This window comes from Nonomuraea sp. NPDC004580 (genome assembly GCF_040609855.1).
Taxonomy (GTDB): domain Bacteria; phylum Actinomycetota; class Actinomycetes; order Streptosporangiales; family Streptosporangiaceae; genus Nonomuraea; species Nonomuraea salmonea.
This window is the reverse complement of the sequence record NZ_JBEXLH010000002.1, coordinates 37,523-60,364: the sequence shown is the minus strand read 5'-3', so window position 1 is coordinate 60,364 and position 22,842 is coordinate 37,523. Positions and strand designations below refer to the sequence as shown.

Below are 22,842 nucleotides of genomic sequence, written 5' to 3'. Positions count from 1 at the left end.
CGATGGGGTGGGAAGCGCTGAAGCGGTGGGGTACGGACGTACGCCGGGTTGAGCCGTTCACGCGAGGCGTCGCCAATGACGTGTGGAGTGTGCGCGTTGATGGGCGGCTCGCGGTGGGGCGGCTCGGGTCCAGGAGTGATGATGATCTTGCCTGGGAGACCGAGCTGCTGGTTCACTTCGATCGGGCCGGGTTGAGTGTGCCGGTGCCCCTCCCGACCATGGACGGGCGGTTGTTCGTGGATGGGCTCGTGGTGATGTCCTACGTGGAGGGTCGGCCCCCTGAGACCAAGGATGACTGGCGACGGGTGGCCGAGGTGCTTCGGGAGGTGCATCGGCTGACGGCTGAGTGGCCGCAGCGGCCGGGGTGGCGGTCGTCCACAGACCTGCTGCACGCCGAGAGCGGGACGAAGGTCGATCTACGGGACATGCCGGCGGAGGCCGTTGCTCGGTGCCGGGCGGCCTGGGCGCGGCTGGCCGGGCGGGCCACCTGTGTGGTGCATGGTGATCCCAACAATGTGGGCAATGTCCTCATCAGCGGAGACCGGGTCACGTTGATCGACTGGGATGAGGCGCACGTCGACGTTCCCGAGCTTGATCTGGTGCTGCCTGACAACGCGGCCGGGCTCGATGACGAGGCGTACGACGTCGCCTACCAAGCGTCGGCCGCGTGGGAGGCCGCTGTCTGCTGGGACGACGACTACTCGGTCAAGCGGCTCGCCGAGGTGCGGGCGGAATGAGGAGCCACCGGTTGCCTGAGGAGGGTCTTCGGGGTGGGGTCGGTGAACGGGGTCAGGTAGATCTCGTGGTGGAGGCCGTTGGGGACCAGGCCGTGTTCGGTCATGAAGGCGTCCATCACCTCCAGCGACCTCTTCTCCTCGCTGTACGGCCCCACATGCAGCAGCTCCACGCACTCGCCCTCGGTGAAGGTGACCACCTGGACGCGGTCTACGGGCGCGCCGGACGCACGCGACCGCTCGCGGGCCTCCTCCACAGCCCCCGGCTCCGGCAGGCCGGGCAGCGACAGCAGCAGGTGCCAGCGCCACTGGTCACGCGGTACGTCCAGCGGTGACCCGGAGGCGTCCTCCACCCACCAGCGGCCTTCCAGCGGGCCGGTCTCGGCGTTCATCGCGGAGGCCACGGTGGACAGGGCGTTGATGGCCGAGAGGTGCTCGGCACCGCCTGGTTCCCCCATGCCGGTGACGTTGAGGCAGGTGACGGGGCCACAGTTGACCAGGCGGGGTGTCATTGTTCCTCCAAAAGGGATCAGCAGGTGGGGGACCAAGCGGTCGAGCTCCGCCAGGAGTCGACCGCCTCCTGGCGGAGCCGCCGATGGGCAGCAGAGCCGCGGATCCCAGGATGGAGTCTCCCGTTGTGGGAGAGTCCAGTCAGCGGAGGGTGCAGACCGTGCCGTTCAGGGAGAAGACCCGGGGCAGGACGTTCGGGCCGGTGTAGTTGCCGACGAAGCCGATCGACGCCGTCGCCCCCGTCCCCAGCGTCGGGTTGGCGGCCTCGTTGACGGCGCGGACCTCGCGGCCGTCCTCCGTCCACACGGCGCTCCAGCCGCTGCCCAGGCTCTGCCACGTCCGTGGCCAGGCGAACGACAGGGTCCAGCCGTCGAGCGGGGCGCCGTGGTTGGTGACGTCGAGGGCGCCGACGTAGCCGCTGGCCCAGTCGGACTGCACGGTCAGCTTCACGCTGCACGTGCTGGTCGCCGGGGTGCCGGTGGTGAAGGTGAGCGGGAGGGACGGAGAAGACTGGGCGCCGGCGTGGGTGCGGGCGAGCACGTTCACGGTGTAGCGGGTGCCGGGCGCCAGGTTGCGTACGGTCAGCTTGGTGCCGGTGGTCTCGCCGAGCTGCTCGGTGATGGCGCCGTGCTGGCGGACGAGCTCGTACTTGGCCACGCCGGGGACGGCGGGCCAGGTGATCGTCGCGGTGGTGTCCGTGACGGCGGCGAGCTTCGGCCGGCCAGGGGCGCCGGGGCGGGCGGCCTGCGGGTTCGCGGGGCGCAGGAGGACGGTGGTCATCGAGAGCGGCGGGAGCGTCTGCGCGGTCGCGCTGCCGGTCGAGCCGGTCGTGATGGCGGTGGCGCCGTTGGTGTGGCTCAGCACGGTGGGGGCGCCGGCCGCGGGGGAGAAGCCGGCGTAGTCGAGCTCGACCGGGTACGACGTGTCGGCCGAGGTGTTGATCAGCAGGACGGCCAGGTCGCCGTTGGGCCGCCGGGCGGCGTGGGCTTGGATGTCGGACCGGGAGGCGGCGGCGCGGATGAACTGGTCGCCCGGCCTGGCGAACTTGCCGACCATCTGCAACGCGTAATAGGGCGCGAAGGGCGTGTTGAGCGGTGGTTCGCAGACGCTGCCGTCGGCGGTGCAGGTGGCGCTGGACAGCAGGCCGAAGTCACCGTAGTCGGTGTGTCCCGCGACCTCGGTGACCTCGCCGATGCCGTTGTGCACGTTCCACCAGTCCACCGTGAACACGCCGCCGGCCAGCAGCGTCGCGTACGCGTCGGCGGCGGCCAGCGCGCCCGGCTGGGTGTTGGTGCCGTTGCTGCTCGACCCCGTGTTGAACTCGGTCATCGCGATGCCGATGCGCTCGGCGCCAGACCCCGCGTACGTGGCGATCTGCTCGCGGGTGAGCTGGATGATGTCGGGGATGTGGCCGGTCTTGTCGAGGGCGCCCGGGTACCAGTGCAGGATGACGAAGTCGATCTTCGAGCCGGCGGTGGACAGGACGACCTGGTTCCACGAGCCGCTGTCACCCTCGGCCACGATGGCGTCCGGCCAGTTCGCGGGGGTGGTCAGCACCGCGCCGATCTTGATGGTCGGGTCCACGGCCTTCATCGCGTCGGCGTAGGCGACGACGTGGCGGGCGTACTCGTGCGGGCTCTTGTCCTCGTGGTCGTCGGCCTCCCAGGCGGCGCCGTAGTGGCCGTTGCCGTAGTTCTCGTTGCCGATCTCCCACAGCTTGACGCCGTAGCGCTTGGTGACGTTGGCGTAGCGGACCCAGGCGGCGGCCTCCTCGGCGGTGCCGGTGCCGTAGTTGGCGGTGACCATGGGCTGCGCGCCGGTCCTGCGTACGCCGGCCATGAACGTGTCGAAGTCGGTGTTCGGCGCCACGTAGCCGCCGGGGGCGGTGTGGTCGGCCCAGTGGTAGATGTCGGAGTAGGAGCCGCCGGGATAGCGCAGCAGCTTCACGCCGGCGTCCTTGAGCAGGTCGGCGGTGGCGTTTGTGCCCAGGTTCGTGTCCCAGATGGCGTGGTTGGTGCCGATGCCCGTCTCGGGGACGGCGGCCAGGCCCGCGCGGGCGTTGACGGTCACGGCCACGGGTTCGTCATCGGCCGCGTACGCGGTCGCAGGGGCGTTGAGCGCGGTCAGCGTCAGCAGGACGGTCAGCGCGGCTCGTAACGGGACTTTCGGCATCGGGCGCACCTCATGCTGGGAAGGGGGACACCGGGAAAGCAGTGCGATCATCAGCGGGTCGCCGCGCGTCCGTCAATCGCGGCTGAAACTTTCATGAAATGTCCCGGATGCCATGATGGACGGCATGTTGAAGGCTGCGGGGCTGGACGAGCTGGAGGAACGGGTCTACCGGGCACTCGTCCGAGCAGGCGAGGCCGACACCGCGGGCCTGGCCGCCGAGCTGGGCGCCGGAGAGGCGGAGGCGGTCCGCGCGCTGGCCGGGATGCGCGAATCGGGGCTGGTCAGGGAGGTGGCGCCGGGCAGGTTCGCGCCCGTGGCGCCCGAGGTGGCGCTGGGACCCCGGCTCGTACGCGGCCAGGAGGCCATCGACTGGGCCCGCCAGGCGGTCGAGCAGCTCTCGGAGGAGTACCGCGCGAGCGCGCGCAGGCGCGACGCCCACCGCCTGATCGAGGTGCTGCCGAGCCGGGCCGCGCTGCGCGAGCAGGTACGCCACCTCCAGGACGGCGCCCGCGAGGAGGTCCTGTACTTCTGCCGCGCCGGCCACGTGGTGATGCCGTCGCAGGACAACGACGAGGAGCTGCAGGCGCTCGGCAGGGGAGTGCGCTACCGGGTCATCTACGAGCGGGCCCTGCTGGAGGAGCCTGGCATGGTCGCCAACGTGGCGTACGGGATCAAGCTGGGCGAGCAGGCCCGCGCCGTACGGACGCTGCCGGTGCGGATGATGATCGCGGACCGGGAGACCGCGCTGCTGCCGCTGGTCCAGCACGTCGGCGGCATGACGGAGCTGACGGCCGCGCTGGTGCGCGACAGCAGCCTGCTGGAGGCGCTGATCGCGCTGTTCGAGGCGCAGTGGGAGCGGGCGACGCCCATCAGGTTCTCGGAGGACGGCCAGGTGGCCGACACCGGGTCGTGCCCCCTGGACGCCGACGAGCTCTATCTGCTGTCACTGCTGGTGGCCGGCGTGCCGGAGAAGACGATCGCGAGCCAGCTCGGGCTCAGCCTGCGTACGGTGCAGCGCCGCGTCTACCACCTCATGCGGCTCGCGGGCGCGCAGACCAGGATGCAACTTGCCTGGCATGCGGCCCGCGAGCACTGGTTGTGATCGGTCAGCGCACGCCGTACGCCCTGGTCACGGTCTGCTCGAACCGGCTGCCCCGGTCGCCCGTCACGGTGACCCGCAGCGAGACGCCGGTGTCGGTGCGCTTGTGCGCGACGAGGGCGGAGTAGCGGCCCTGGCCGAGCGGCAGCACCGGGATGCGCTTCCAGGTCTTGCCGTCGTCGTACGACAGCTCGGCGCTCAGCGTCTTCGCCCCCTTGGCGGTGAAGCCGAGCGGGACCGGCAGCGTCCTCGGCACCCTGCCTTCGAGGTCGGCGGGGATCGTGTAGTCCACGCCGAGCAGCGGCAGCTCCTTGGTGCCCTCGGCGCGGCCCGACCTGAACGTCCACGCGGACTCGGTGGCGGTGGCGTAGCGCCAGTTCTCCGAGGTGCGGGTGGTGGACAGCTCCATGCGGTATTCGGCGTCCTGCTCGCCGGCCGGGTAGGTGCCGCTCAGCGCCCTGCGCTCCTCCTCCAGCCTGCCGTCACGGTAGAAGCGGGCGGCGGTGGTGTCCTTGTCGCCGCTGCCGCCGGCGTACCCGATGTGCCCGGCGGCGTCCACGAACTCGGGCACCTCGACGCTCAGCACGTCACCCGTACGGCTCGCGCTCTGCGCGACCGGCCGGACGACGGGCGCGAACCAGGTCTCCCTGACCGTCTCACCGGCCCGGTACGTGCGCGGCACGTCGGTCAGGCCGCCGCGCAGCCGCGAGTTGGACTCCCAGGTGAGCATGTGCTGCACGATGTGCTGCCACTGGGTGTCGCCCGAGCTGACGTACTCGGCCCTGCGGTTGCCGGTCGGCAGGTAGCGCTGGGTCTCCATCTGGCTGTCGAGGCCGTACTGCTGCCAGGGCCGCCAGCCGAAGCGCTGGTCCTTGCCGTACCGCTCGCCGCCCGACTCCTGGTAGTGGGAGTCGACGAGGGCGGTGTTGCGCCAGTTCACGTCATGGACGATCTTCTGGGGCACGTGGCCCTGGGAGACCTGCATGACCTCGTACAGGTACGGGGTCTGGAAGCGGCCCGTCACCTGCAACGTGCCGCCGCCCTTGCGCACCCGGTCGAGCAGCACCTGGCCGCGGTCGTGAGTGATCATCAGGGTGGGCAGCGGGTCGCGGGCGCCGGTCGGGTTCCACGGCTGCCACATCGCGCGGCCGTCGGGGCCGACGACGATCACCGCCACCGCGCCGGCCGCCTTGAGATCGTCGAGCTTGCTCGACCAGTCGCCGAACGAGCTGCTGGTGATGACCGCGGCCTTGCCCTTGAGCTTGCCCTGGAGCCGGCCGCCCGCGTCGCCGTCGGCGAGCTTCCAGTGCTGGGTGCCGGAGATCTCGGGAGACCTGATCGTCGGCCTGACCACCAGGTCGTCGCGGCCGAGCCGGGCGCTCACCCGGGGCGCGGCGAGCTGCCAGCGTGAGGCGAACTCGAACGTGCCGTTCTTCACCGGCGCCGTCGGGGTGACGGCCAGGCCCTCGACGGACGGGAAGTTCATCGCGCCGAGCGCGATCTTCCTGTTCCCGTACGTGCGGTAGGTGAAGTAGGTGGCGATGCCGTCCTGGATCACCGGCTGCGAGGTTCTGATCTCGATCGGCACGGCGGTCCTGGCGTCGAGCACGACCTCCATGTCCTGCTGCAGCCGCAGCTCGGGGAAGACCATCAGGGTGTCCATGGGCAGCTCGTCGCTGGTCTCGCCCATGATGGCCTGGGTGTGGTAGACGCCCTCGGGCATCTCGACCGTCCAGCCCTCGGCCTCGTCGAGGATGTAGCCGTAGGCGTCGTCCCTGCTGGAGGCGCCGTACATCATGATCACCGGGACGCGGGACGGCCGGCCGTCGCGGCCGATCGCGGTGAAGTGGACCTTGTGCATCTTGCCGCGCCTGGTCAGCGCCAGCGTGGTGTGCGCGAGCGCGGCGCCGTCCGCGGTGGTCGCGGTGACGTAACCGGCGTGCCTGCCGTGCTGGAGCTTGGCGAGGTCCACCTGGAGGTCCACGGTGGCGCTCGCGCCCGGCTCGATCGTGACGGTGGTCGCCGACAGGGTGAGCGCGCCGTCGCCGGGGGCGGTGCCGTCCAGGTTGGACAGCGCCGGGGTGAGCGTCAGCGTGGCGGGGGAGTCGCCGGCGTTGCTGTAGGTGATCGTGCCGGACGGGACCGCGGTGCCGCCGTCCTCGAACACGCCGAGGCTCAGCGAGGCGGTGGCGGTGACCGTCTGGCGCAGGGCGCGGACCACGTCGAGCCGGCCGCCGCCCTGCTCGAACGGGGTCTGCCCGTCGATCGTCCTCGCCGTGGACACCAGGGCGTCCTTGAGCCGGCCCGCCTTCCAGTCCGGGTGCCGCTGGGCGAGGATCGCCGCCGCGCCCGCCACGTGCGGCGTGGCCATGGACGTGCCGTTGAGCCGGGTGTAGAGGTCGTCCACCGGGGTGCCCAGGGTGGTGCCGGAGGCCCTGGCGGCGGTGATGTTCACGCCGGGCGCGGTGATGTCCGGCTTGATCGCCTCGTCCAGGCGCGGGCCCCGGCTGGAGAAGGAGGCGAGCGCGTCGTCGCCGTCCACGGCGCCGACGGTCAGCGCCGCGCCGGCCGCGCCGGGGGAGCCGACGGTGTAGTCGTCGCCCTCGTTGCCCGCCGCGATCACGAACAGGCTGCCGGTCTCCTCGGTCAGCCGGTCCACGGCGACGCTGAGCGGGTCGGTGCCGTCGGTCGCGCCGCCGCCGAGGCTCATGCTGACGATGTCGGCGCCGCTCTCGCGCGCCGCCCACTCCATGCCGGCCAGCACCTGCGACTCCGCGCCGCTGCCCCGCTTGTCGAGCACCTTGCCGATGGCCAGTTGCGCGCCGGGGGCCACGCCCTTGCGCCGCCCGCCCGCGCCGGCGCCGGTGCCCGCCACGGTCGCGGCGACGTGGGTGCCGTGGCCGTGCTCGTCCTTCACCGATTCGTCGTCGGTGAAGTTCCTGGTCTCGGCGATCTTGCCGGCGATGTCGGGGTGGTTCTCGTCGATGCCGGTGTCCAGCACGGCGACCTTGACGCCCGTGCCGTCGTACCCGTCCTGCCACGCCTGCGGCGCGCCCACCTGCGGGACGCTGTGCTCCAGCGTCGCGTGCACCTTGCCGTCGAGCCACACCTTGGCCAGCCCGTCGCGCAGCCTCGGCTCGCCTGACGCGCTCCACAGCGTGGGCAGGTCGTCCTTCTCGGCGCGCATCGTGGCGGCGTTGACGCTGCGCAGCGTGACGCCCTTCGCGGCGCCGTCGCGGTAGGACAGGATGAGCGGCAGCACGTCGCTGCTCTCGTCGTCGTAGCCCTGCTCGATCAGCTCGCCGACCGAGAACAACCGCTCGTCCACGAGGCCGCGCGACAGGTACGGCACCATGTCGGCGGGCGTGACGACCAGGTCGCCGTTCTCCTCGCGGGTGAAGAACCTGACGTCCTCGCGGCCCTCGGCCGGTTTCACGGTCGCGGCGCGCTTCCCGCCGGCGAACTCCTGTACGGTGACCACGTCACCGGTGATCAACGTCACCCGGTGCTGCTCCCCGCCGCCCGGCTGGCCTGGCTCCGCGGCCTGGGCCGGAGCCGCGAGCAGCGCCAGGCCCACGCCGGTGGCGGCGAAGAGGGGGATCCATCTCATGAACGAACCGATCTTTCGTGCGGCTTTACCCGTTCAAGAGGATGGGGGATCCTGCCGGTCAGAAGCAGTCGAACAGCCTGGTCAAATGACGACATGTCGCGAACATGACAGCAGGGCCGGAGCTCAGTTGTACTTGTAGAGGCGGGTGGCCTGGCGCCGGCCGCCGTCGAAGAGCGAGGCGCGATACATGCTGATCGCCAGATCGCCGTGTTCCGCCTTGCCGCAGGTGCCGGTGCCGGCGAGCTGGTGGATCTCGAAGCGGGCGGTGGGGTCGCCGGCGACGAAGTACTCGGCGCGGGCCTGGAAGCGGTCGGCCTTGGTGTCGCAGGCGTAGACGAAGGTGGGACGCTCGCCGAAGCAGAGGGTGGCGCCGCCCTTGGTGGAGGTGCAGATCTTGGACTTGGCGCGGGCGGCGGCCGGGGAGGTGCGGGTCTCGCGCTTGACGGGGTATTTGGCGGCGTTCCTGACGGTCTTCCAGCGGCCGTACTTGACGCGCTTGCCGCCGCGGTACAGCGCGGCGCGGAACGTGACCGTCTTGCCGATCTCCCTGCTGCCGCGCACCTCGCCGTTGCGGGCCAGGTTGTGGATGACGTACTTGGTGCCGAGGTAGCCGTTCAGGTAGTACTCGACGGCCGGGTGGTAGCCGTCGTCACGGGTGTCCTCGACGGTGATGCCGGGGCGGGCGCTCCCGTCGGGCCCCACGCACGCCTCCACGCCCTTGAGCCGCGCGCACACCGGCTCGTCGTCCGTGGTGTCCGTGATGGCGTCCGTGTCCGTGGCGACGGCCACCGGCGCCGGAGACACCGTCGCCGACGGTACGGCCGCCACCGCCCCGTCGGCGCTCAACGCGGTGGCCGTCAGTACGACCGCCGCCAAGATGGTACGACCCAACATCACCGAACCCACCAACCTCTCTTGTCACTTCCTGCCATGCCTGGATGTGACGCGAAATACCGGAGGAAGGTTCCGGAAAAGCGCGGACGGCGATGACCGGCCCCCCGCCCGTCGGGCCGGTCACCGCGACGCCTGCCTGGTCAGGCCGGCAGCTCCCGCCGCTTGGGAGTCACGCTGGCCAGCAGCAGGAGCAGGGCGGCCTGGGCGAGCATGCCCGGGGCGAGCGGCGGCGCGCCGCCGACCGACTTCGTCAGCGCGGACCACCACTGCGACAGCGGCGACAGCGAATCCCAGTCGGGGTCCATCGCGCCCATGCCGTGGTTGGCCACCACGTGCATGAGGACGCCGTACGCCGAGGCCAGCAGCACGATCACGGCGAGCACGCGCACCACGGTGAGCACGGGCCCGGCGTCGCGCAGGGCGAGCATGAGCAGCGCGACCGCGAGCAGCGCGATGGCCACCCAGGGGATCAGCTGGGGCGGGGTCTGCCAGTGGCGCTCGAAGGCCAGCTCGAGAGCGGCGCCCACGATGCCGATCGCGACCAGGGCGAGCAGCCCGAGCCGCAGCATCGCGGTGCCTGCGGGGCCGCGGCGGCGGCTGGGCCGCGCGGTCGTTCGTGAGGAGGTTGAGGTCATGTGCGGGGACCACCGTCCGGTACGAGGGGTCTTCGTCCCCTCCAAGGTCGCCGTGCATCCTCAGATATTTCTCAGTGGAATGTGAAGATCTGGTGAGAAGTGCAGCTAGAAGGGCCGGGTGGCGAGGTCGAAGGCGCGTACGAGCTCGTCGGCCCCGGCCCGCGGATCGGCCGAGAGGGCGAGCGCCTCGATCGACCCCCGCAGCGCCGCGCTCATCACCTCGGCGTCGAACGCACGGAAGGCGCCCTCCCGCTGTCCCTCTACGAAGAGCTCGGCGGGCCACCCGTCGGAGCCCGCCTCGGAGGTGTTGCAGACGATCTGCCGCAGCGCCCGTACGCGCTCGGGCCGGGCCGCGGCGAAGTCGAGCCGCCCCCTGATGTACGCCGACAGCCGCTCCCGCACCCCCGCAACGCCCGAGGCCGCCCGCCGGACGAACGCCGCCTCCTCCTCCCGCACCACCCGCGCCACGGTCGCCAGCAGCTCCTCCTTGTCGGCGAAATGGTAGGAGATCAGCCGCTTGCTGCTGAGCCTCGCCTGCCGGCAGATGGCGTCGTAGCTGGTGCCCGCGAACCCCCGCCGCGCCAGCACGGTGATCGTGGCCGACGTGATCTGCGCCCGGCGCACCTCGGACACCGGCAGGCGCCTCGCGGGGACTCCCATGCCTGCACACGTTCCACGCCGCGGCTCGGGACATCCCCAGGGACGCTTAAAGCGCGGATTTCTCTGGTTCACGCCGCCGATGCGCCTACCCTGGTACGCGCCGCACCGGAGACTCCCGGAGAGACCCCCATGGCCAAATCCCCGCCCCCGCAAGCCACCCACGAGCCGGGCACGTACGCGGGCGCCCTCGCTGGTGACCCCGACGCCCCCGCAAGCCCCGTGACCAGGGCCGACCCGGCCACGGCCGAGCGGGCGCCCTACCGGGGAACGCCGGCCGCGCGGCGGCAGCTCGCCGGGCTCGCCTTCGCCGCCCGCAGGCTCGCGCGCGGCGACGCGGGCGCCGCGCCGGCGGTCGCCGTCGTGTACGTGGCGGGCGGCGACGAGGAGCTCACCCTGCGCCGCGTGCACCAGGCGCTGCGCGAGCTCGGCGGTGACGTCGTCAGAGGCAGCGTGATCTTCACCGGCAGCCTCTGGCAGGCGGTGCTGACCGTCTTCAAGCGGCAGGCCGGCGCCGAGCGCGTCGAGTCGGCGGTCGGGCTGGCCGTCTCGGCGGGGGAGAACAAGCTGTACTTCGAGACCCAGGCGGCCATCACCAAGACCAACGCCGAGGCGATCGCCACGCTGCTGGACTCGCTGGGGGACGCCACCATCGGCCTGGTCTTCGTCGGCAACCTGCTGGCCATGAAGATCGACGGGACGACCGTCGGCATGGAGCTGACCCCGCGGCAGGCGGCCTACCTGCGCGACAATCCGGCGCTGCACCGAGACCCCGCCGCGGCCCTTGAGGCCATGGAGCGCATTCGCGTACAGGGGGCCTGACGCGCCGCGGCAGGAGGTCGGTGGCTCACATGTTGATCATGTGGCCCGCGAGCCCGTGGACGGCCTCCTTGACGGCCTCACCGAGCGTCGGGTGGGCGTGGACGTTGCGCGCCACCTCGTGCACGGTGAGGTCCCACTGCTGCGCCAGCGTCAGCTCGGGCAGCAGCTCGGTGACCTCGGGCCCGATCAGGTGGGCGCCGAGCAGCTCGCCGTGGGTGTCATCGCTGATGATCTTCACGAAGCCGGCCGTCTCGCCGAGGCCGTGGGACTTGCCGTTGGCGGTGAACGGGAACTTCGACACCTTCACGTCGTAGCCCAGCTCGCGGGCCTGCGCCTCGGTGTAGCCGAAGCTCGCCACCTGCGGCTGGCAGTAGGTCGCGCGCGGGATCATCACGTAGTCGAGCTCCATCGTCTCGGCGTTCGCGATGGTCTCGGCGGCGATGATGCCCATCGACTCGGCCGCGTGGGCCAGCATCAGCTTGGCCGTGACGTCGCCGATGGCGAAGATGTGCGGCACGTTGGTGCGGCACCGGCCATCGACCGCGATCGCGCCGCGCTCGGTCAGCTCCACGCCGGTCTTCTCCAGGCCGTAGCCCTCGACCCGCGGCTGGAACCCGATGGCCTGCATCACCTTGTCGGCCTCCAGCACCTGCGTCTGGTCGCCGCGCGTGACGGTGACCTTGACCGAGGAGCCGTTGTCCTCGATGGAGTCGACGCGCGTGGAGGTCAGCACCTCGATGCCGAGCCGCTTGTAGCGCTTGGCCAGCTCGGCCGAGACCTCTTCGTCCTCCAGCGGCACGATGCGGTCGAGGAACTCGACGATCGTCACCTTGACGCCGTAGTTGTGCAGCACGTACGCGAACTCGACGCCGATCGCGCCAGCGCCCGCGATGATGATGCTGCCGGGCAGCTCCTCGGAGAGGATCTGCTCCTCGTACGTCACCACGCGCTCCGACAGCTGCGTGCCGGGGATGAGCCGGGTGGTCGCGCCGGCCGCGATGATGCAGTGGGAGAACGTGATGGTCTCGCCGTTGACCTGGAGCGTGTTGGCGTCGAGGAAGGTGCCGCGCCCGTCGTACTCCGTGATGGCGTTCTTCTTCATCAGGTAGTGAACGCCCTTGACCCGCCCGTCGGCCACCTTGCGGCTGCGCTGGAAGGCCGCGCCGTAGTCGAAGGTGACCTCGCCGCTGATGCCGAAGGTCTTGGCCTCGTGGTGGAAGATGTGGGCGAGCTCGGCGTTGCGCAGCAGCGCCTTGGACGGGATGCAGCCCACGTTCAGGCAGACGCCACCCCAGTACTTCTCCTCGACGACCGCGGTGCGCAGGCCGAGCTGGGCGGCGCGGACCGCGGCCGTATAGCCTCCAGGACCCGCGCCGAGGACGACGACGTCATAGTGAGTGCTCATGAGTCGGACCATACCGCCCGGGCGTACCTGCCCCTGACCTCAGACCTCCACCTTGTACGGCAGGCTGAGTTCATCTGCGGGAACGCCCCGGATGCCCCAGTTGTGCGTGGGCATCTCGATGATCGTGATCTCGACGTCCTCGGGATCGTACCCCGATCTGGCGTAGATCTCGCGAATCAGCGCCTTCTTGGCCTCGGCGCTGCGCCCGGTGAAGCAGACGATCTCGATGATGAGATAACGCTCACTCCGCTGCGGGCAGACGAAGTCGTCGGCATCGAGCAGCAGAAACCGGTGGAACCGCTTGTCCTCGGGCAGCCCCCACGCCTTCACCAGGCACGCCTGGATGAGATCGGAGACCTCACGCTGCCGCCCGGCCCACACGTCCCGGCGGCCGTACACCTTCACCTGCGCCATGCCGCCACTATAGAGGGCGTGATCCGCATACTCCTGGCCGACGACGAGGCCATGATCAGAGCGGGGGTCAGGGCGATCCTCGAATCCGACCCCGAGCTGGACGTCGTGGCCGAGGCGGGCGACGGCAGGCAGGCGGTCGACCTCGCCATCAGCCATCACCCCGACGTCGCGCTCCTCGACATCCGCATGCCGCGCCTCGACGGCCTGGCCGCCGCCGCCGAGATCCGCAGGGCGGCGCCCGCCACGGCGGTGGTGATGCTGACCACGTTCGGCGAGGACGACTACATCGCCAAGGCGCTCGACGTGGGCGCGGGCGGCTTCCTGCTCAAGTCGGGCGACCCGCGCGAGCTGCTGGCCGGCATCCACGCGGTCGCCGAGGGGGCGGCGTACCTGTCGCCGAAGGTCGCCCAGCGGGTGATCGCGCAGCTGTCCGGCGGGCGCATGTCGAAGGGGGCGCAGGCGCGCGACCGCATCGAGGTGCTCACCGAGCGGGAGCGCGAGGTGCTCGCGCTGCTCGGCGCGGGCCTGTCCAACGCGGAGATCGCGCGCGAGCTGCACATCGTGGAGGGCACGGTGAAGGCGTACGTGAGCGCCATCCTCACCCGGCTCGACGTGCGCAACCGCGTGCAGGCCGCGATCATCGCCCACGAGGCCGGCTTGGTAGCCTGACGCGTGATGTATCGCCTCGTGTTCTCGCAGGTCTTGCGGCGTTTCGACGCCGAGGCCGTGCACCGACTCACCGTGAGCGCCCTCGCGCTCCTCGCCCGGCTGCCGCTGCTCAAGCGGCTGCTGCACCGGGCGTACGCGCCGCACGACCCGGCCCTGCGCGTGAGCGCGTTCGGCGTGCACTTCCCCGGCCCGCTCGGCCTGGCCGCCGGCTTCGACAAGGACGCCGCCTGCGCCGAGGCCGTCGCCGCGCTCGGCTTCAGCCACGTCGAGGTGGGCACCATCACGGCCCACGGTCAGCCGGGCAACCCGCGCCCCCGGCTGTTCCGTCTCGTACGCGAGCGCGCGGTGATCAACCGGATGGGCTTCAACAACGCCGGCGCCCACGCCGCGGCCCGCAGGCTGCGCCGCCCGCGCGGCGTGCCCGTCGTGGTCGGGGTGAACATCGGCAAGACCAAGGTGATCCCCGAGTCGGGCGCCACCGCCGACTACGTCGCCGGCGCGAAGAAGCTCGCCCCGCTGGCCGACTACCTCGTGGTCAACGTCAGCTCGCCCAACACCCCTGGGCTGCGCGACCTGCAGGCCGTCTCGCTGCTGCGGCCGCTGCTCACCGCGGTCAAGGAGGTCTGCGACGCCACCCCGCGCCGCACCCCGCTGCTCGTCAAGATCGCGCCCGACCTCGCCGACGAGGACGTCGACGCGGTCGCCGAGCTGGCCATGGAGCTGGGCCTCGACGGCATCATCGCCACCAACACCACGATCAAGCATGACGGCGAGCGCGGCGGGCTGTCGGGCCGCCCGCTCAAGGCCCGCTCGCTGGAGGTGCTGCGGCGGCTGCGCGCCAAGGTCGGCGACCGGCTCACGCTGGTCTCGGTCGGCGGCGTCGAGGACGTCGACGACGTGTGGGAGCGCATCCTCGCCGGCGCCACCCTCGTCCAGGGCTACACCGGCTGGATCTACGGGGGCCCGCTGTGGGCCGCCCGCATCCACCGGCAGCTGCTGCGCCGGGTTCGCCGCCACGGCCTGAGCTCGGTCATGGAAGCCGTCGGCCGTACGGCGTGATCTAAGGTGGGCCGAATGATCCGACCCGTGACTCTCACCGGCGACGTTGTCATGCGCCTGGCGACCGAGCAGGACGCCGAGGCGCTCGTCACCGCCTACATCCGCAACCGCGACCACCTCAAGCGGTGGGAACCGCGCCGCTCCGAGGGGTTCTTCACCCTCGCGGGGCAGGCCGAGGGCCTCAAGGGCCAGCTCCAGGCGCACGCCAGAGGCCAGGTGGTGCCGTGGCTGCTCTGTGACGGCGAGCGGGTCGTCGGCCGCATGACGCTCAGCAACATCGTCCGCGGCCCCTGGCTCAGCGCCGACGTCGGCTACTGGATCGACGCCGAGTACAACGGCCGCGGCCTCGCCACCGCGGCCGTGCAGGAGGTGTGCAGACAGGCCGACCAGGAGATCGGCCTGCACCGCGTCGCGGCCGGCACCCTGCTCGACAACGCCGCCTCGCAGAGCGTGCTGCGCAAGTGCGGCTTCGAGCCGTACGGCACCGCGCCCGACTACTTGGAGATCGACGGCCGCTGGCAGCACCACCTGCTCTGGCAGCGCATACTCAACGACCGCCCGGCCTTCTGAGCGTCCGTCAGAGGCTGGGCCTGGTGGACTCGGCGTCGTGGGTCATGGCGTCGATGCGCTCCATCACCTCGGTCATCCGCACGGTGGAGGGCCGGTGCGGGCGGCGGCGCTGCCACGGGTGCGGCCCCGCCGCCGGACGGTACTCCACGCCGAGCGCGTCCAGCCGCCCCAGGTGCTCGCCCAGGCGGGCGTCGAAGTCGTCGCCCGCCGCGCCCGCCCAGGCCACCTCGGCCAGCGCGCACGCCCTGGGCCACATCCGGTAGTCGACGGTCCGCGGGTCGGGCACCCGCTCGGTCCACAGCTGCGCCTGCACGCCGATGACCCGCGCCCGCTCCTCGTCGCTCCACGGGGCCGGCGCGGGATCGAACGCGGCCACGTCCGCCACGGTGATGGCGTCGCCGATCGCCATCGGCTCGTCCGGCGAGCCGGCCTCGGCGTAGTCGAAGTAGAGCGGGAACACCGGCGTCGCCACCACGTCATGACCGGCCGCGGCGGCCCTGCGGCCCACGTTCATGCCGCGCCACGGCATGACGATCGTGTCCTGCCGCAGCCCGCCGCTCACGAACGCCTCGTCCCACACCACGGCCCGCGCGCCCCGCTCGGCCAGCACGTCGGCCAGCCGGCGCAGGAACCACGCCTGCAGCTCCACGACGCCGCCGAGGCCGAGCGACTCCCGGTACGCGGTGATCTCGTCGGAGGCCGCCCACCGGTCGAGCACCACCTCGTCGCCGCCGATGTGCACGTAGGGGGTCTCGCCCAGCGCGCCGATCAGCTCGTCGAAGATCGCGGTCAGGAACTCCACGGTCTTCGGCAGCGGCGACAGGATCGCGGGGGAGATGCCCCACCGGTCCAGCACGCCATGGGGCTCACCCGTGGCCCCGAACTCCGGATAGGCCGCCAGGATCGCCGACGCGTGCCCCGGCACGTCGATCTCCGGCACGATCGTCACGTGCCGCGAGCGCGCGTACGCGCCCAGCTCAGCGAGGTCGTCGAGGGTGTAGTAGCCGCCGTGCGGCACCTCGTCGTACGCGTCGGGCTCGCGGTAGTGGTTGACCGCCGTACGCGGCCGGTGCGAGGAGACCTCGTGCAGCAGCGGGTAGGCCCGGCTCTCCACCCGCCAGCCCTGGTCGTCCACGAGGTGCAGGTGCAGCCGGTTGAGCTTGTGCACCGCCATCAGGTCGATCAGCCGCAGCACCTCACGCTTGGGGAAGAAGTGCCTGGCCACGTCGAGGTGCAGGCCGCGCCAGGCGAAGCGCGGCGCGTCCTCGATCCGCACCCCGCGCACCGGCCACGAGGCGCCGGAGGAGAACCGGTAGGCGGCCGGCGGCAGGAGCTGGCGCAGCGACTGCGCCGCGTAGAACGCGCCCGCCGGCCCGCCCGCCACGATCTCCACACCCCGCGACCCGACCGTCAGCCGGTACGCCTCCTCGCCCAGCCCGGGGTCACGGCGCACGTCGATCTCACCGGAGTCGCCGGGCAGCGGGTCGAGCCCGGCCAGCGCCGTGCGTACGGAGGCGACCAGGTCACCGGAGACCGTGGGAGAGGCCGTCAGCTCGAAGGAGGAGGAAAGGTCACGAAGCAGCTCTGGGCGAGGAATCATGCTTGCAGATAGTGCTGCAATCCGTTCGCCAGCGCCACAGCGATCTTCTGCCGGAACTTCGGGTCGCGGAACTTGGCCGCCTCGGTGGCGTTGCGCATGTTGCCGCACTCCACGAAGATCTTCGGCACCGTCGACAGGTTGAGCCCGCCGAGGTCGCTGCGGTAGTCGAGGGCCTTGCGCCCGATGTAGGTGGAGTAGGGCAGCCCCGTGCCCGCGCGGAAGGCGTCGCGTACGGCCATGCCCAGGCTGCTGGAGTCGGCCACGACCTTGTCGACGGGACCCTTGATCTTCTTGGGCATGATCACGTGGAAGCCCCTGTTGGCCGGGGCCGAGCCGTCGGCGTGCACCGAGATCGCGGCGTCCGCCTTGGCCTTGTTGCCGATCGCGGCCCGCTCGGTGATGCACGGCCCGACGCCGTCGTTGCTCGAGCGGGTCAGCTTCACCGTCGCGCCGCGCTTCTTCAGGATCTTCTGCAGGCGCTTGGAGACGTCCCAGGTGAAGGCGGCCTCGCTGTAGCCGTCATTGGTCGAGGTGCCGGTCGTGTCGCAGGCCTTCATCTGCGTCAGCACGTTGACCTTGCGGTTGATCTCCTTGGGCGCCCGGTAGTTGCCGCCGTTGTGGCCGGGGTCGATGACGACCACCTTGCCGTCGAGCGGCTTGGCCTCGGGCGGTGCGTCCTTGGCCTGAGCGGCGGCGGGTGCCTGCCCTGCCGTGGTCGCTGGGGCGGCCTGACCTGCCGCGGCGCCACCGGTGCCGGTGCCGCCACACGCGGAGGCGATCAGGCCGCAGACGGCGAGGACTGTGGCTGGTAGAGCACGCATGCCGTCCAACTTACGGCAATCCACGCATGCGAACTCGACTTATGCCAAGGGCGGCGTGCCTCGGCAGGCCGTACGTCCTCACCAGACGCGCTCGCCGGCCTCCTGACGTTCGAGCAGGGCGGCGAGCTCCCGCGCGTCCTCGGCGTCGAGGCCGAGGACGACGCGGGGACGGCCCCACGGGTGGTCGAGCGAGTGGGCGACGTAGCTGGCGACCGACTCCGCGGCGCCGTCGGTGCCCCGTCCCCTGCCCGCCCGCCAGTGCCCCCAGGCGCGCTCTAGCTCGGCGGCGGCGCGCTGGGCGCAGGACACCAGTTCCGGATCACGCATAGCTGTTCCCCCGGATCAGATCGTGGCCGGATCGGATCCGGCCACACCTAGCATGACCCTGCCGAGTAAACCGCCGTGTGGCGCCGCCCCCACACGGCTTGACCCAGGTTTGATGCTCTCTTAGGCGGGTCCCGTGCTCCGCCGGACGATCAGTTCAGGGCGTACCTCCCGCAGGCGTGCGACCTTGCCGGGATCGCCGATCCTGTCGCTCAGCAACGCGGCCGCCGACCTGCCCATGGTGCGGCGAGGCTGGTCGACGGAGGTGAGCGAGATGTGCCGGGAGGCCGACAGGTGGGTGTTGTCGTAGCCGACCACCGAGAGGTCCTCGGGGACGCGCAGGCCCAGCTCGCTCGCGGCCGACAGCACGCCGAGCGCGGTCACGTCATTGGCGGCGAAGATCGCCGTGGGCCTGGGGTCGCGGGTGAGCAGCGCGAGCGCCGCCTCCCTGCCGCCCTCTTCCGTCGAGTCGGCGGCCTCGACCATGATGTACGGCGCCAGCGAGTGCCTGCGCATCGCCACGAGGTAGCCCTCGCAGCGCGACGCTCGCCGGCCTTCGATGTGGGCGATGCGCTTGTGGCCCAGCTCGACCAGGTGGTCGATGGCCAGCCGCGCGCCGAGCTGGTCGTCGTCGACCACGATGTCGACGCCGTCGAGCTCGATGTCACGTTCCCCCACGACGACGGTGGGGGTGTACGCGGTCGCCTCGATCAGCGTCTCGCTGGTCGGGGCGATGCCGAGCAGGACCAGCCCGTCGACCCTCAGCTCGAGGAAGGCCTCCACGGCCTCGTCCTCGAACGCGGGGTCCCATTGGCTGTTCCCGATCAGCATGCGCAGCCCGTCGCCGTGCAGACTCTCCTGCAGGCCGTCGAGGAACTCCGCGTAGAACGGGTTGTGCAGGTCGGCGACCAGTGCGCCCACCAGATGGGTACGTCCTTCGACCAGGCTCCGCGCGACCGCGTTGGGCCGGTAGCCGAGTTCGCGGGCCGCCTGCAGCACGGCCTGGCGCCGGTGCTCGCTCACGTGCGGGGATCCGCGCAGCACGAGTGAGACCAGCGATTTGGACACGCCGGCTCGTTCGGCGACGTTACGGATGGTCGGTCTGGGCCGAGGCAGCGCGTCTACCTCTCTTAGCTCAGGGATGGTGGATGTGTTGACGGGCGGTCCTGACATGTGTCTCCCCCGCGATGCGGATATGGGCACCTGTCTCACCAAACGATCGAGTTGACCGCAGGGTACGGCCTGCGTCACGGATTGCCGCAACCTGTCGCGTAACGGGCGCGGGACGTGCGGCATCCCGGCGGGGGCCGGTCGGATACTGTGCTGGTGTGACACCCGGGAAGTCAGCCGAGACGGCACGGCCGGCTCGGCGCAGGCTCAGCGTGGACCGCCGCCGGGAAGAGCTCATGGCGGCGGCGCTGGAGTTGTTCTCCACCCGCGACGCGGAAGACGTGTCGATCGACGACGTCGCATCGGCGGCGGGGGCTTCGCGGGCCCTGGTCTACCACTACTTCGGTGGCAAGCAGGAGCTCTACGTGGCGGCGCTGAGAAGCGCGGCGGAGCAGTTGGAGTCGCGGCTGCGGCCGCAGGAGGGCGGCAGGCCGCTCGACGAGCTGGCCTCCGGGCTCAGGCGCTACTTCGACTTCGTCGAGGAGCACGCGGCGGGCTTCGCGGCGCTGCTGCGCGGCGGCCCCGCCAACAGGACGGGCGAGGTGGGGGAGATCGTCGACGGCGTGCGCCGCCGGCTCTTCCTCCTCATCCAGAAGCAGATGGGCGTCGAAGAACCGAGCCCGGTGCTGCGCACGACCCTGCGGTCGTGGATCGCCTCCGTCGAGACCGCCGGGCTCGACTGGCTGGAGCATCGCGACATCGACCGGCCCACCCTGGAGAAGCTGCTGGTCGACCAGATGGTCTCGCTGCTCGGCGTCGCCGCGTCGCATGACGGCGGCGTCGCCGGTTTACTCGACCGGCCGGCGTAGCGGCGGAGGGCGTGACACGTCACGGAAGAGTGGCGCCGGGCGGGCGGCGCCAACTTCCATCCGACGTCTCGTCGTCACAGTGGTGGACCCGGCCCAAATGGCGACCCGGTCCACCCCCTTCAAACCCCCCTGAGGTCCGTGACGACCTTCCCGCTACTCGGAGCGCTGCTGCGGAATGCCCGCGAGCAGCGCCCGAACCTCGGTCTCCCGGTAACGCCGATGACCGCCCAGGGTACGAATCGACGTCAACTTGCCCGCCTTGGCCCACCGCGTAACGGTCTTGGGGTCGACCCTGAACATGGTCGCGACCTCAGCGGGCGTGAGCAGTGGCTCGGCCTCGGGTGTACGAGCTGACATTTGTGCGGCCTCTCCTCCGTGTGGACCGGCTTGCGATCCTGTGACTGCCTTTGCGCGTGTCACGGATGTCCCCCTATGGCGCAGAGCGTGCGGCTTTTCTGAGCCATATGCGGCATCACCCGATGTGACCATACCGCCACACAGAGCGATTGGCGAGCCCTTCTTTGACCCAGCTGCCCGCCCCCGTGGCCTTGTCACGCTCGGTGATTCTAGCGACACGGTTCGTGGTATCGCAGTGAAAACGGCAAACTACTCAGTTCGCAGAAGAGAGCAGCCGCGAGACGTGACCTACTCATGCAGGTCAGACGGCCGTATTGGGGCTCAGTTGGCAGATTCCAGCAGTTGCATTGACTTCCACCGCAGGATGACCCTCTGGTACATGGCGTAGGCAAGTTCTTCTTGACCCGTGTCCAGTCCCGTCAAAGCGGCAGAAAGCTCCGCAACCGACTGGTCGGCCTGCAACGCGTCGTCGTCCATCAGGTGGACGAGACCGCCGTAGTCGAGCTCGACGAGGGAGTGCGGGTGGAACTCCTCCAGCCACCTGGCGATGTCCTCGACCTCCAGATTGGCCGCCGCGTCGCCCAGATGCCGGCGCAGCACGTTGAGTGCGCGGGCCGCCCGCCTCCTGGCCTGTGCCATGGAGGTGACGTAGATGAGGTTACGGCCCGTAGCGGTCGTCACGTCCTGTCCCGGGTTGGCGGAGCCGAGCACCAGCCAGCGCTCGTTCCCATCAAACGGCACGAACCACGACGGCGGCACATGCCACGCCGTGGTGCGGATGTGGGTGCGCAACGCGGCCGAACCGGCCTTCCTCTTGTACCGGTCGAAGTCGTCGGCCGTCTGGTCGGCGATCGCCTTCGGCACGAGGTGGTCCATGATCTTCTGGGGTGTGGTGCCACGAAGCCGTGAGAACGCCAGCCACGAGCGCAAACGCGTCTGCCAAGGGCAGACATAGAGACGGTCCTCAACGCGCCGCAGATAGGCGTTGGGGCTCTCCTGGGCGGGAACGGGTTGAGGGGGCGTGCCGAGCAGACGCATGACCGACTCGCCATGCTCCGCATTGAGCGCGTTCGCGCGGCGCGGGCGGTCACGTGAGTCGGCGTAGTCGGCCCACACCTTGCGCTCGGACTCGGCGAACGCGGTCAGTGGCTCATAGACACGGAGGTAGGCGGCATAGGGCAGCACGGAGGCATCGTGTCACGAAGCGAACCTGCGTGCACCGTCGTGTCTCTTACTACTCTGTGAGGTGATCTCCGCCGCAAAGGAGCGGTGGACCGGACAGGGAGTCACTACCGTGACCGACGTCTTCGGAGCGTCCCACAAGGACGTCCACGAGCAGGTCGTCTTCTGCGCCGACGAGCAGAGCGGCCTGCGTGCCATCATCGCCATCCACAACACGGCCCTGGGCCCGGCCCTCGGGGGCACGCGGTTCTACCCGTACGGCAGCGAGCAGGAGGCCCTGGCCGACGTGCTCAACCTCGCCAAGGGCATGGCCTACAAGAACGCGCTGGCCGGCCTCGATCTGGGCGGGGGCAAGGCCGTCATCGTCGGCGACCCGGCCCGCGACAAGAGCGAGGCGCTGCTGCGCGCGTACGGCAGGTTCGTCCAGTCGCTCGGCGGGCGCTACATCACCGCCTGCGACGTGGGCACCTACAGCGAGGACATGGACATCGTCGCCCGCGAGTGCCGCTTCGTCACCGGGCGCACGGTGGCCAGCGGCGGCGCCGGCGACTCGTCGATCCTCACCGCCTTCGGCGTCTACCAGGGCATGCGGGCCTCGGCCGAGCGGGTCTACGGCACGCCGTCGCTGCGCGGCAGGCGGGTCGGCGTCGAGGGGGTCGGCAAGGTGGGCCACCGTCTGGTCGAGCTGCTGCGCGAGGACGGCGCCGAGGTCGTGATCTGCGACGTCTCTCCCCAGGCGATCGAGCGGGTGCGCCTGCGTCATCCCGAGGTCGACGTGGTGGCCGACGCGCGGGCGCTCATGACCTCCGACATCGACGTGTTCGCGCCCTGCGCGCTGGGCGGCGCGCTCGACGACGACTCGGTGGCGGTGCTGCGCGCCAAGATCGTCTGTGGTGCGGCCAACAACCAGCTCGCCCATCCCGGCGTCGAGAAGCAACTAGCCGAACGCGGCATCCTGTACGCGCCCGACTACGTCGTCAACTCCGGCGGCGTGATCCAGGTCGCCGATGAGATCGGCGGCTTCGACATGGAACGCGCCAGGTCGAAGGCGGCCCAGATCTACGACACGACTCTGAAGATCTTCGCGATCGCGGCCGAGGAGGGCGTTCCTCCCGCCGTGGCAGCGGATAGGCTTGCCGAGCGCAGAATGTCGGAAGTCGGGCGTATTCGGGCCATTTGGCTGGGCCACTGACGCCCCGCGCCCATACGACGTACCGAGCTGGGCACAAAACAGGTACGGTAATAGGCGAACGATAGGCTGACGCCCAAAGTCAGGCGGCGTCAGTGAGTGGTGCGTTAGCGACGAGGGGTCGGGGACGACCCCACACG

Annotated in this window: 22 protein-coding genes; 8 read left to right on the top strand and 14 right to left on the bottom strand. The window is 70.7% G+C overall.

Features of this window, described 5'->3' with window-relative positions:
- Window positions 1–2 precede the first annotated feature (2 nt).
- A complete protein-coding gene (locus ABZW11_RS03335; protein WP_355412132.1) occupies window positions 3–737 on the top strand; it encodes a hypothetical protein in 735 nt (244 codons plus the stop codon).
- Here the strand turns inward: ABZW11_RS03335 and ABZW11_RS03330 are convergent.
- Window positions 698–1,246, bottom strand: a complete 549-nt coding sequence (locus ABZW11_RS03330; protein ID WP_355412130.1) for a hypothetical protein — start codon at window positions 1,244–1,246, stop codon at window positions 698–700. The two genes, ABZW11_RS03335 and ABZW11_RS03330, sit on opposite strands and share 40 nt — an antisense overlap.
- Window positions 1,247–1,385: 139 nt before the next feature.
- Window positions 1,386–3,416, bottom strand: coding sequence for a cellulose binding domain-containing protein (locus ABZW11_RS03325; RefSeq protein WP_355412128.1), 2,031 nt, complete (start codon window positions 3,414–3,416; stop codon window positions 1,386–1,388).
- 124 nt (window positions 3,417–3,540) lie between these two features.
- Here ABZW11_RS03325 and ABZW11_RS03320 point away from each other — a divergent pair, with 124 nt between their 5' ends.
- Window positions 3,541–4,518 carry a helix-turn-helix domain-containing protein gene (locus tag ABZW11_RS03320; RefSeq protein WP_355412126.1) on the top strand — a complete coding sequence of 326 codons (978 nt, stop codon included), beginning with the start codon at window positions 3,541–3,543 and terminating at the stop codon, window positions 4,516–4,518.
- Window positions 4,519–4,522: 4 nt separating this feature from the next.
- Here the strand turns inward: ABZW11_RS03320 and ABZW11_RS03315 are convergent, their stop codons facing one another.
- From ABZW11_RS03315 to ABZW11_RS03300, 4 genes are all read right to left on the bottom strand, one after another.
- Window positions 4,523–8,125: a S8 family serine peptidase gene (locus ABZW11_RS03315; RefSeq protein WP_355412124.1), complete on the bottom strand. Its 3,603-nt coding sequence runs from the start codon at window positions 8,123–8,125 to the stop codon at window positions 4,523–4,525.
- Between the two features lie 123 nt (window positions 8,126–8,248).
- Window positions 8,249–9,019, bottom strand: a complete 771-nt coding sequence (locus tag ABZW11_RS03310) for a hypothetical protein (protein WP_355412122.1) — start codon at window positions 9,017–9,019, stop codon at window positions 8,249–8,251.
- A 140-nt stretch (window positions 9,020–9,159) separates the two neighbouring features.
- Window positions 9,160–9,654 carry a hypothetical protein gene (locus tag ABZW11_RS03305; protein ID WP_355412119.1) on the bottom strand — a complete coding sequence of 165 codons (495 nt, stop codon included), beginning with the start codon at window positions 9,652–9,654 and terminating at the stop codon, window positions 9,160–9,162.
- A 105-nt stretch (window positions 9,655–9,759) separates the two neighbouring features.
- Window positions 9,760–10,314, bottom strand: coding sequence for a TetR family transcriptional regulator (locus ABZW11_RS03300; protein WP_355412117.1), 555 nt, complete (start codon window positions 10,312–10,314; stop codon window positions 9,760–9,762).
- Between the two features lie 129 nt (window positions 10,315–10,443).
- On the opposite strand from ABZW11_RS03300, the gene ABZW11_RS03295 reads away from it, so the two are divergent.
- Window positions 10,444–11,133, top strand: coding sequence for a hypothetical protein (locus ABZW11_RS03295; RefSeq protein ID WP_355412115.1), 690 nt, complete (start codon window positions 10,444–10,446; stop codon window positions 11,131–11,133).
- Between the two features lie 25 nt (window positions 11,134–11,158).
- Here the strand turns inward: ABZW11_RS03295 and lpdA are convergent, their stop codons facing one another.
- Entirely contained in the window at window positions 11,159–12,538 is a 1,380-nt protein-coding gene (gene lpdA / locus ABZW11_RS03290) for a dihydrolipoyl dehydrogenase (RefSeq protein WP_355412113.1), read from the bottom strand.
- 39 nt (window positions 12,539–12,577) lie between these two features.
- Window positions 12,578–12,952 (bottom strand): tautomerase family protein, encoded by a 375-nt coding sequence (locus tag ABZW11_RS03285; protein ID WP_355412111.1) that lies wholly within the window; start codon window positions 12,950–12,952, stop codon window positions 12,578–12,580.
- 18 nt (window positions 12,953–12,970) lie between these two features.
- On the opposite strand from ABZW11_RS03285, the gene ABZW11_RS03280 reads away from it, so the two are divergent.
- From ABZW11_RS03280 to ABZW11_RS03270, 3 genes are read left to right on the top strand one after another with little or no spacing between them, the layout of a single operon-like run.
- Window positions 12,971–13,621, top strand: coding sequence for a response regulator transcription factor (locus ABZW11_RS03280; protein WP_355412109.1), 651 nt, complete (start codon window positions 12,971–12,973; stop codon window positions 13,619–13,621).
- A 6-nt stretch (window positions 13,622–13,627) separates the two neighbouring features.
- Window positions 13,628–14,680, top strand: coding sequence for a quinone-dependent dihydroorotate dehydrogenase (locus tag ABZW11_RS03275; protein ID WP_355412107.1), 1,053 nt, complete (start codon window positions 13,628–13,630; stop codon window positions 14,678–14,680).
- Between the two features lie 15 nt (window positions 14,681–14,695).
- Entirely contained in the window at window positions 14,696–15,250 is a 555-nt protein-coding gene (locus ABZW11_RS03270; protein WP_355412105.1) for a GNAT family N-acetyltransferase, read from the top strand.
- Between the two features lie 7 nt (window positions 15,251–15,257).
- Here the strand turns inward: ABZW11_RS03270 and ABZW11_RS03265 are convergent, their stop codons facing one another.
- The 4 genes from ABZW11_RS03265 to ABZW11_RS03250 form a co-directional block, all read right to left on the bottom strand.
- Complete coding sequence (locus ABZW11_RS03265; RefSeq protein WP_355412103.1) at window positions 15,258–16,850, bottom strand: beta-N-acetylhexosaminidase; 1,593 nt, start codon at window positions 16,848–16,850, stop codon at window positions 15,258–15,260.
- A complete protein-coding gene (locus tag ABZW11_RS03260) occupies window positions 16,847–17,671 on the bottom strand; it encodes an N-acetylmuramoyl-L-alanine amidase (protein ID WP_355412101.1) in 825 nt (274 codons plus the stop codon). The genes ABZW11_RS03265 and ABZW11_RS03260 overlap by 4 nt, the downstream gene beginning before the upstream one ends.
- A 78-nt stretch (window positions 17,672–17,749) precedes the next feature.
- Window positions 17,750–17,998, bottom strand: a complete 249-nt coding sequence (locus ABZW11_RS03255) for a hypothetical protein (RefSeq protein WP_355412099.1) — start codon at window positions 17,996–17,998, stop codon at window positions 17,750–17,752.
- A gap of 120 nt (window positions 17,999–18,118) precedes the next feature.
- Window positions 18,119–19,090 carry a LacI family DNA-binding transcriptional regulator gene (locus ABZW11_RS03250; protein WP_355412852.1) on the bottom strand — a complete coding sequence of 324 codons (972 nt, stop codon included), beginning with the start codon at window positions 19,088–19,090 and terminating at the stop codon, window positions 18,119–18,121.
- Window positions 19,091–19,323: 233 nt separating this feature from the next.
- Between ABZW11_RS03250 and ABZW11_RS03245 the strand changes: the two genes are divergently transcribed.
- On the top strand, window positions 19,324–19,974 hold the full coding sequence (locus ABZW11_RS03245) for a TetR/AcrR family transcriptional regulator (protein WP_355412097.1): 651 nt from the start codon (window positions 19,324–19,326) through the stop codon (window positions 19,972–19,974).
- Between the two features lie 153 nt (window positions 19,975–20,127).
- Here the strand turns inward: ABZW11_RS03245 and bldC are convergent, their stop codons facing one another.
- Both bldC and ABZW11_RS03235 read right to left on the bottom strand, forming a co-directional pair.
- Window positions 20,128–20,331 carry a developmental transcriptional regulator BldC gene (gene bldC / locus ABZW11_RS03240; protein ID WP_013133571.1) on the bottom strand — a complete coding sequence of 68 codons (204 nt, stop codon included), beginning with the start codon at window positions 20,329–20,331 and terminating at the stop codon, window positions 20,128–20,130.
- Between the two features lie 321 nt (window positions 20,332–20,652).
- A complete protein-coding gene (locus ABZW11_RS03235) occupies window positions 20,653–21,516 on the bottom strand; it encodes a hypothetical protein (RefSeq protein ID WP_345391407.1) in 864 nt (287 codons plus the stop codon).
- A gap of 109 nt (window positions 21,517–21,625) precedes the next feature.
- Between ABZW11_RS03235 and ABZW11_RS03230 the strand changes: the two genes are divergently transcribed.
- On the top strand, window positions 21,626–22,705 hold the full coding sequence (locus tag ABZW11_RS03230) for a Glu/Leu/Phe/Val dehydrogenase dimerization domain-containing protein (RefSeq protein ID WP_355412094.1): 1,080 nt from the start codon (window positions 21,626–21,628) through the stop codon (window positions 22,703–22,705).
- The last annotated feature ends 137 nt before the right edge of the window (window positions 22,706–22,842 follow it).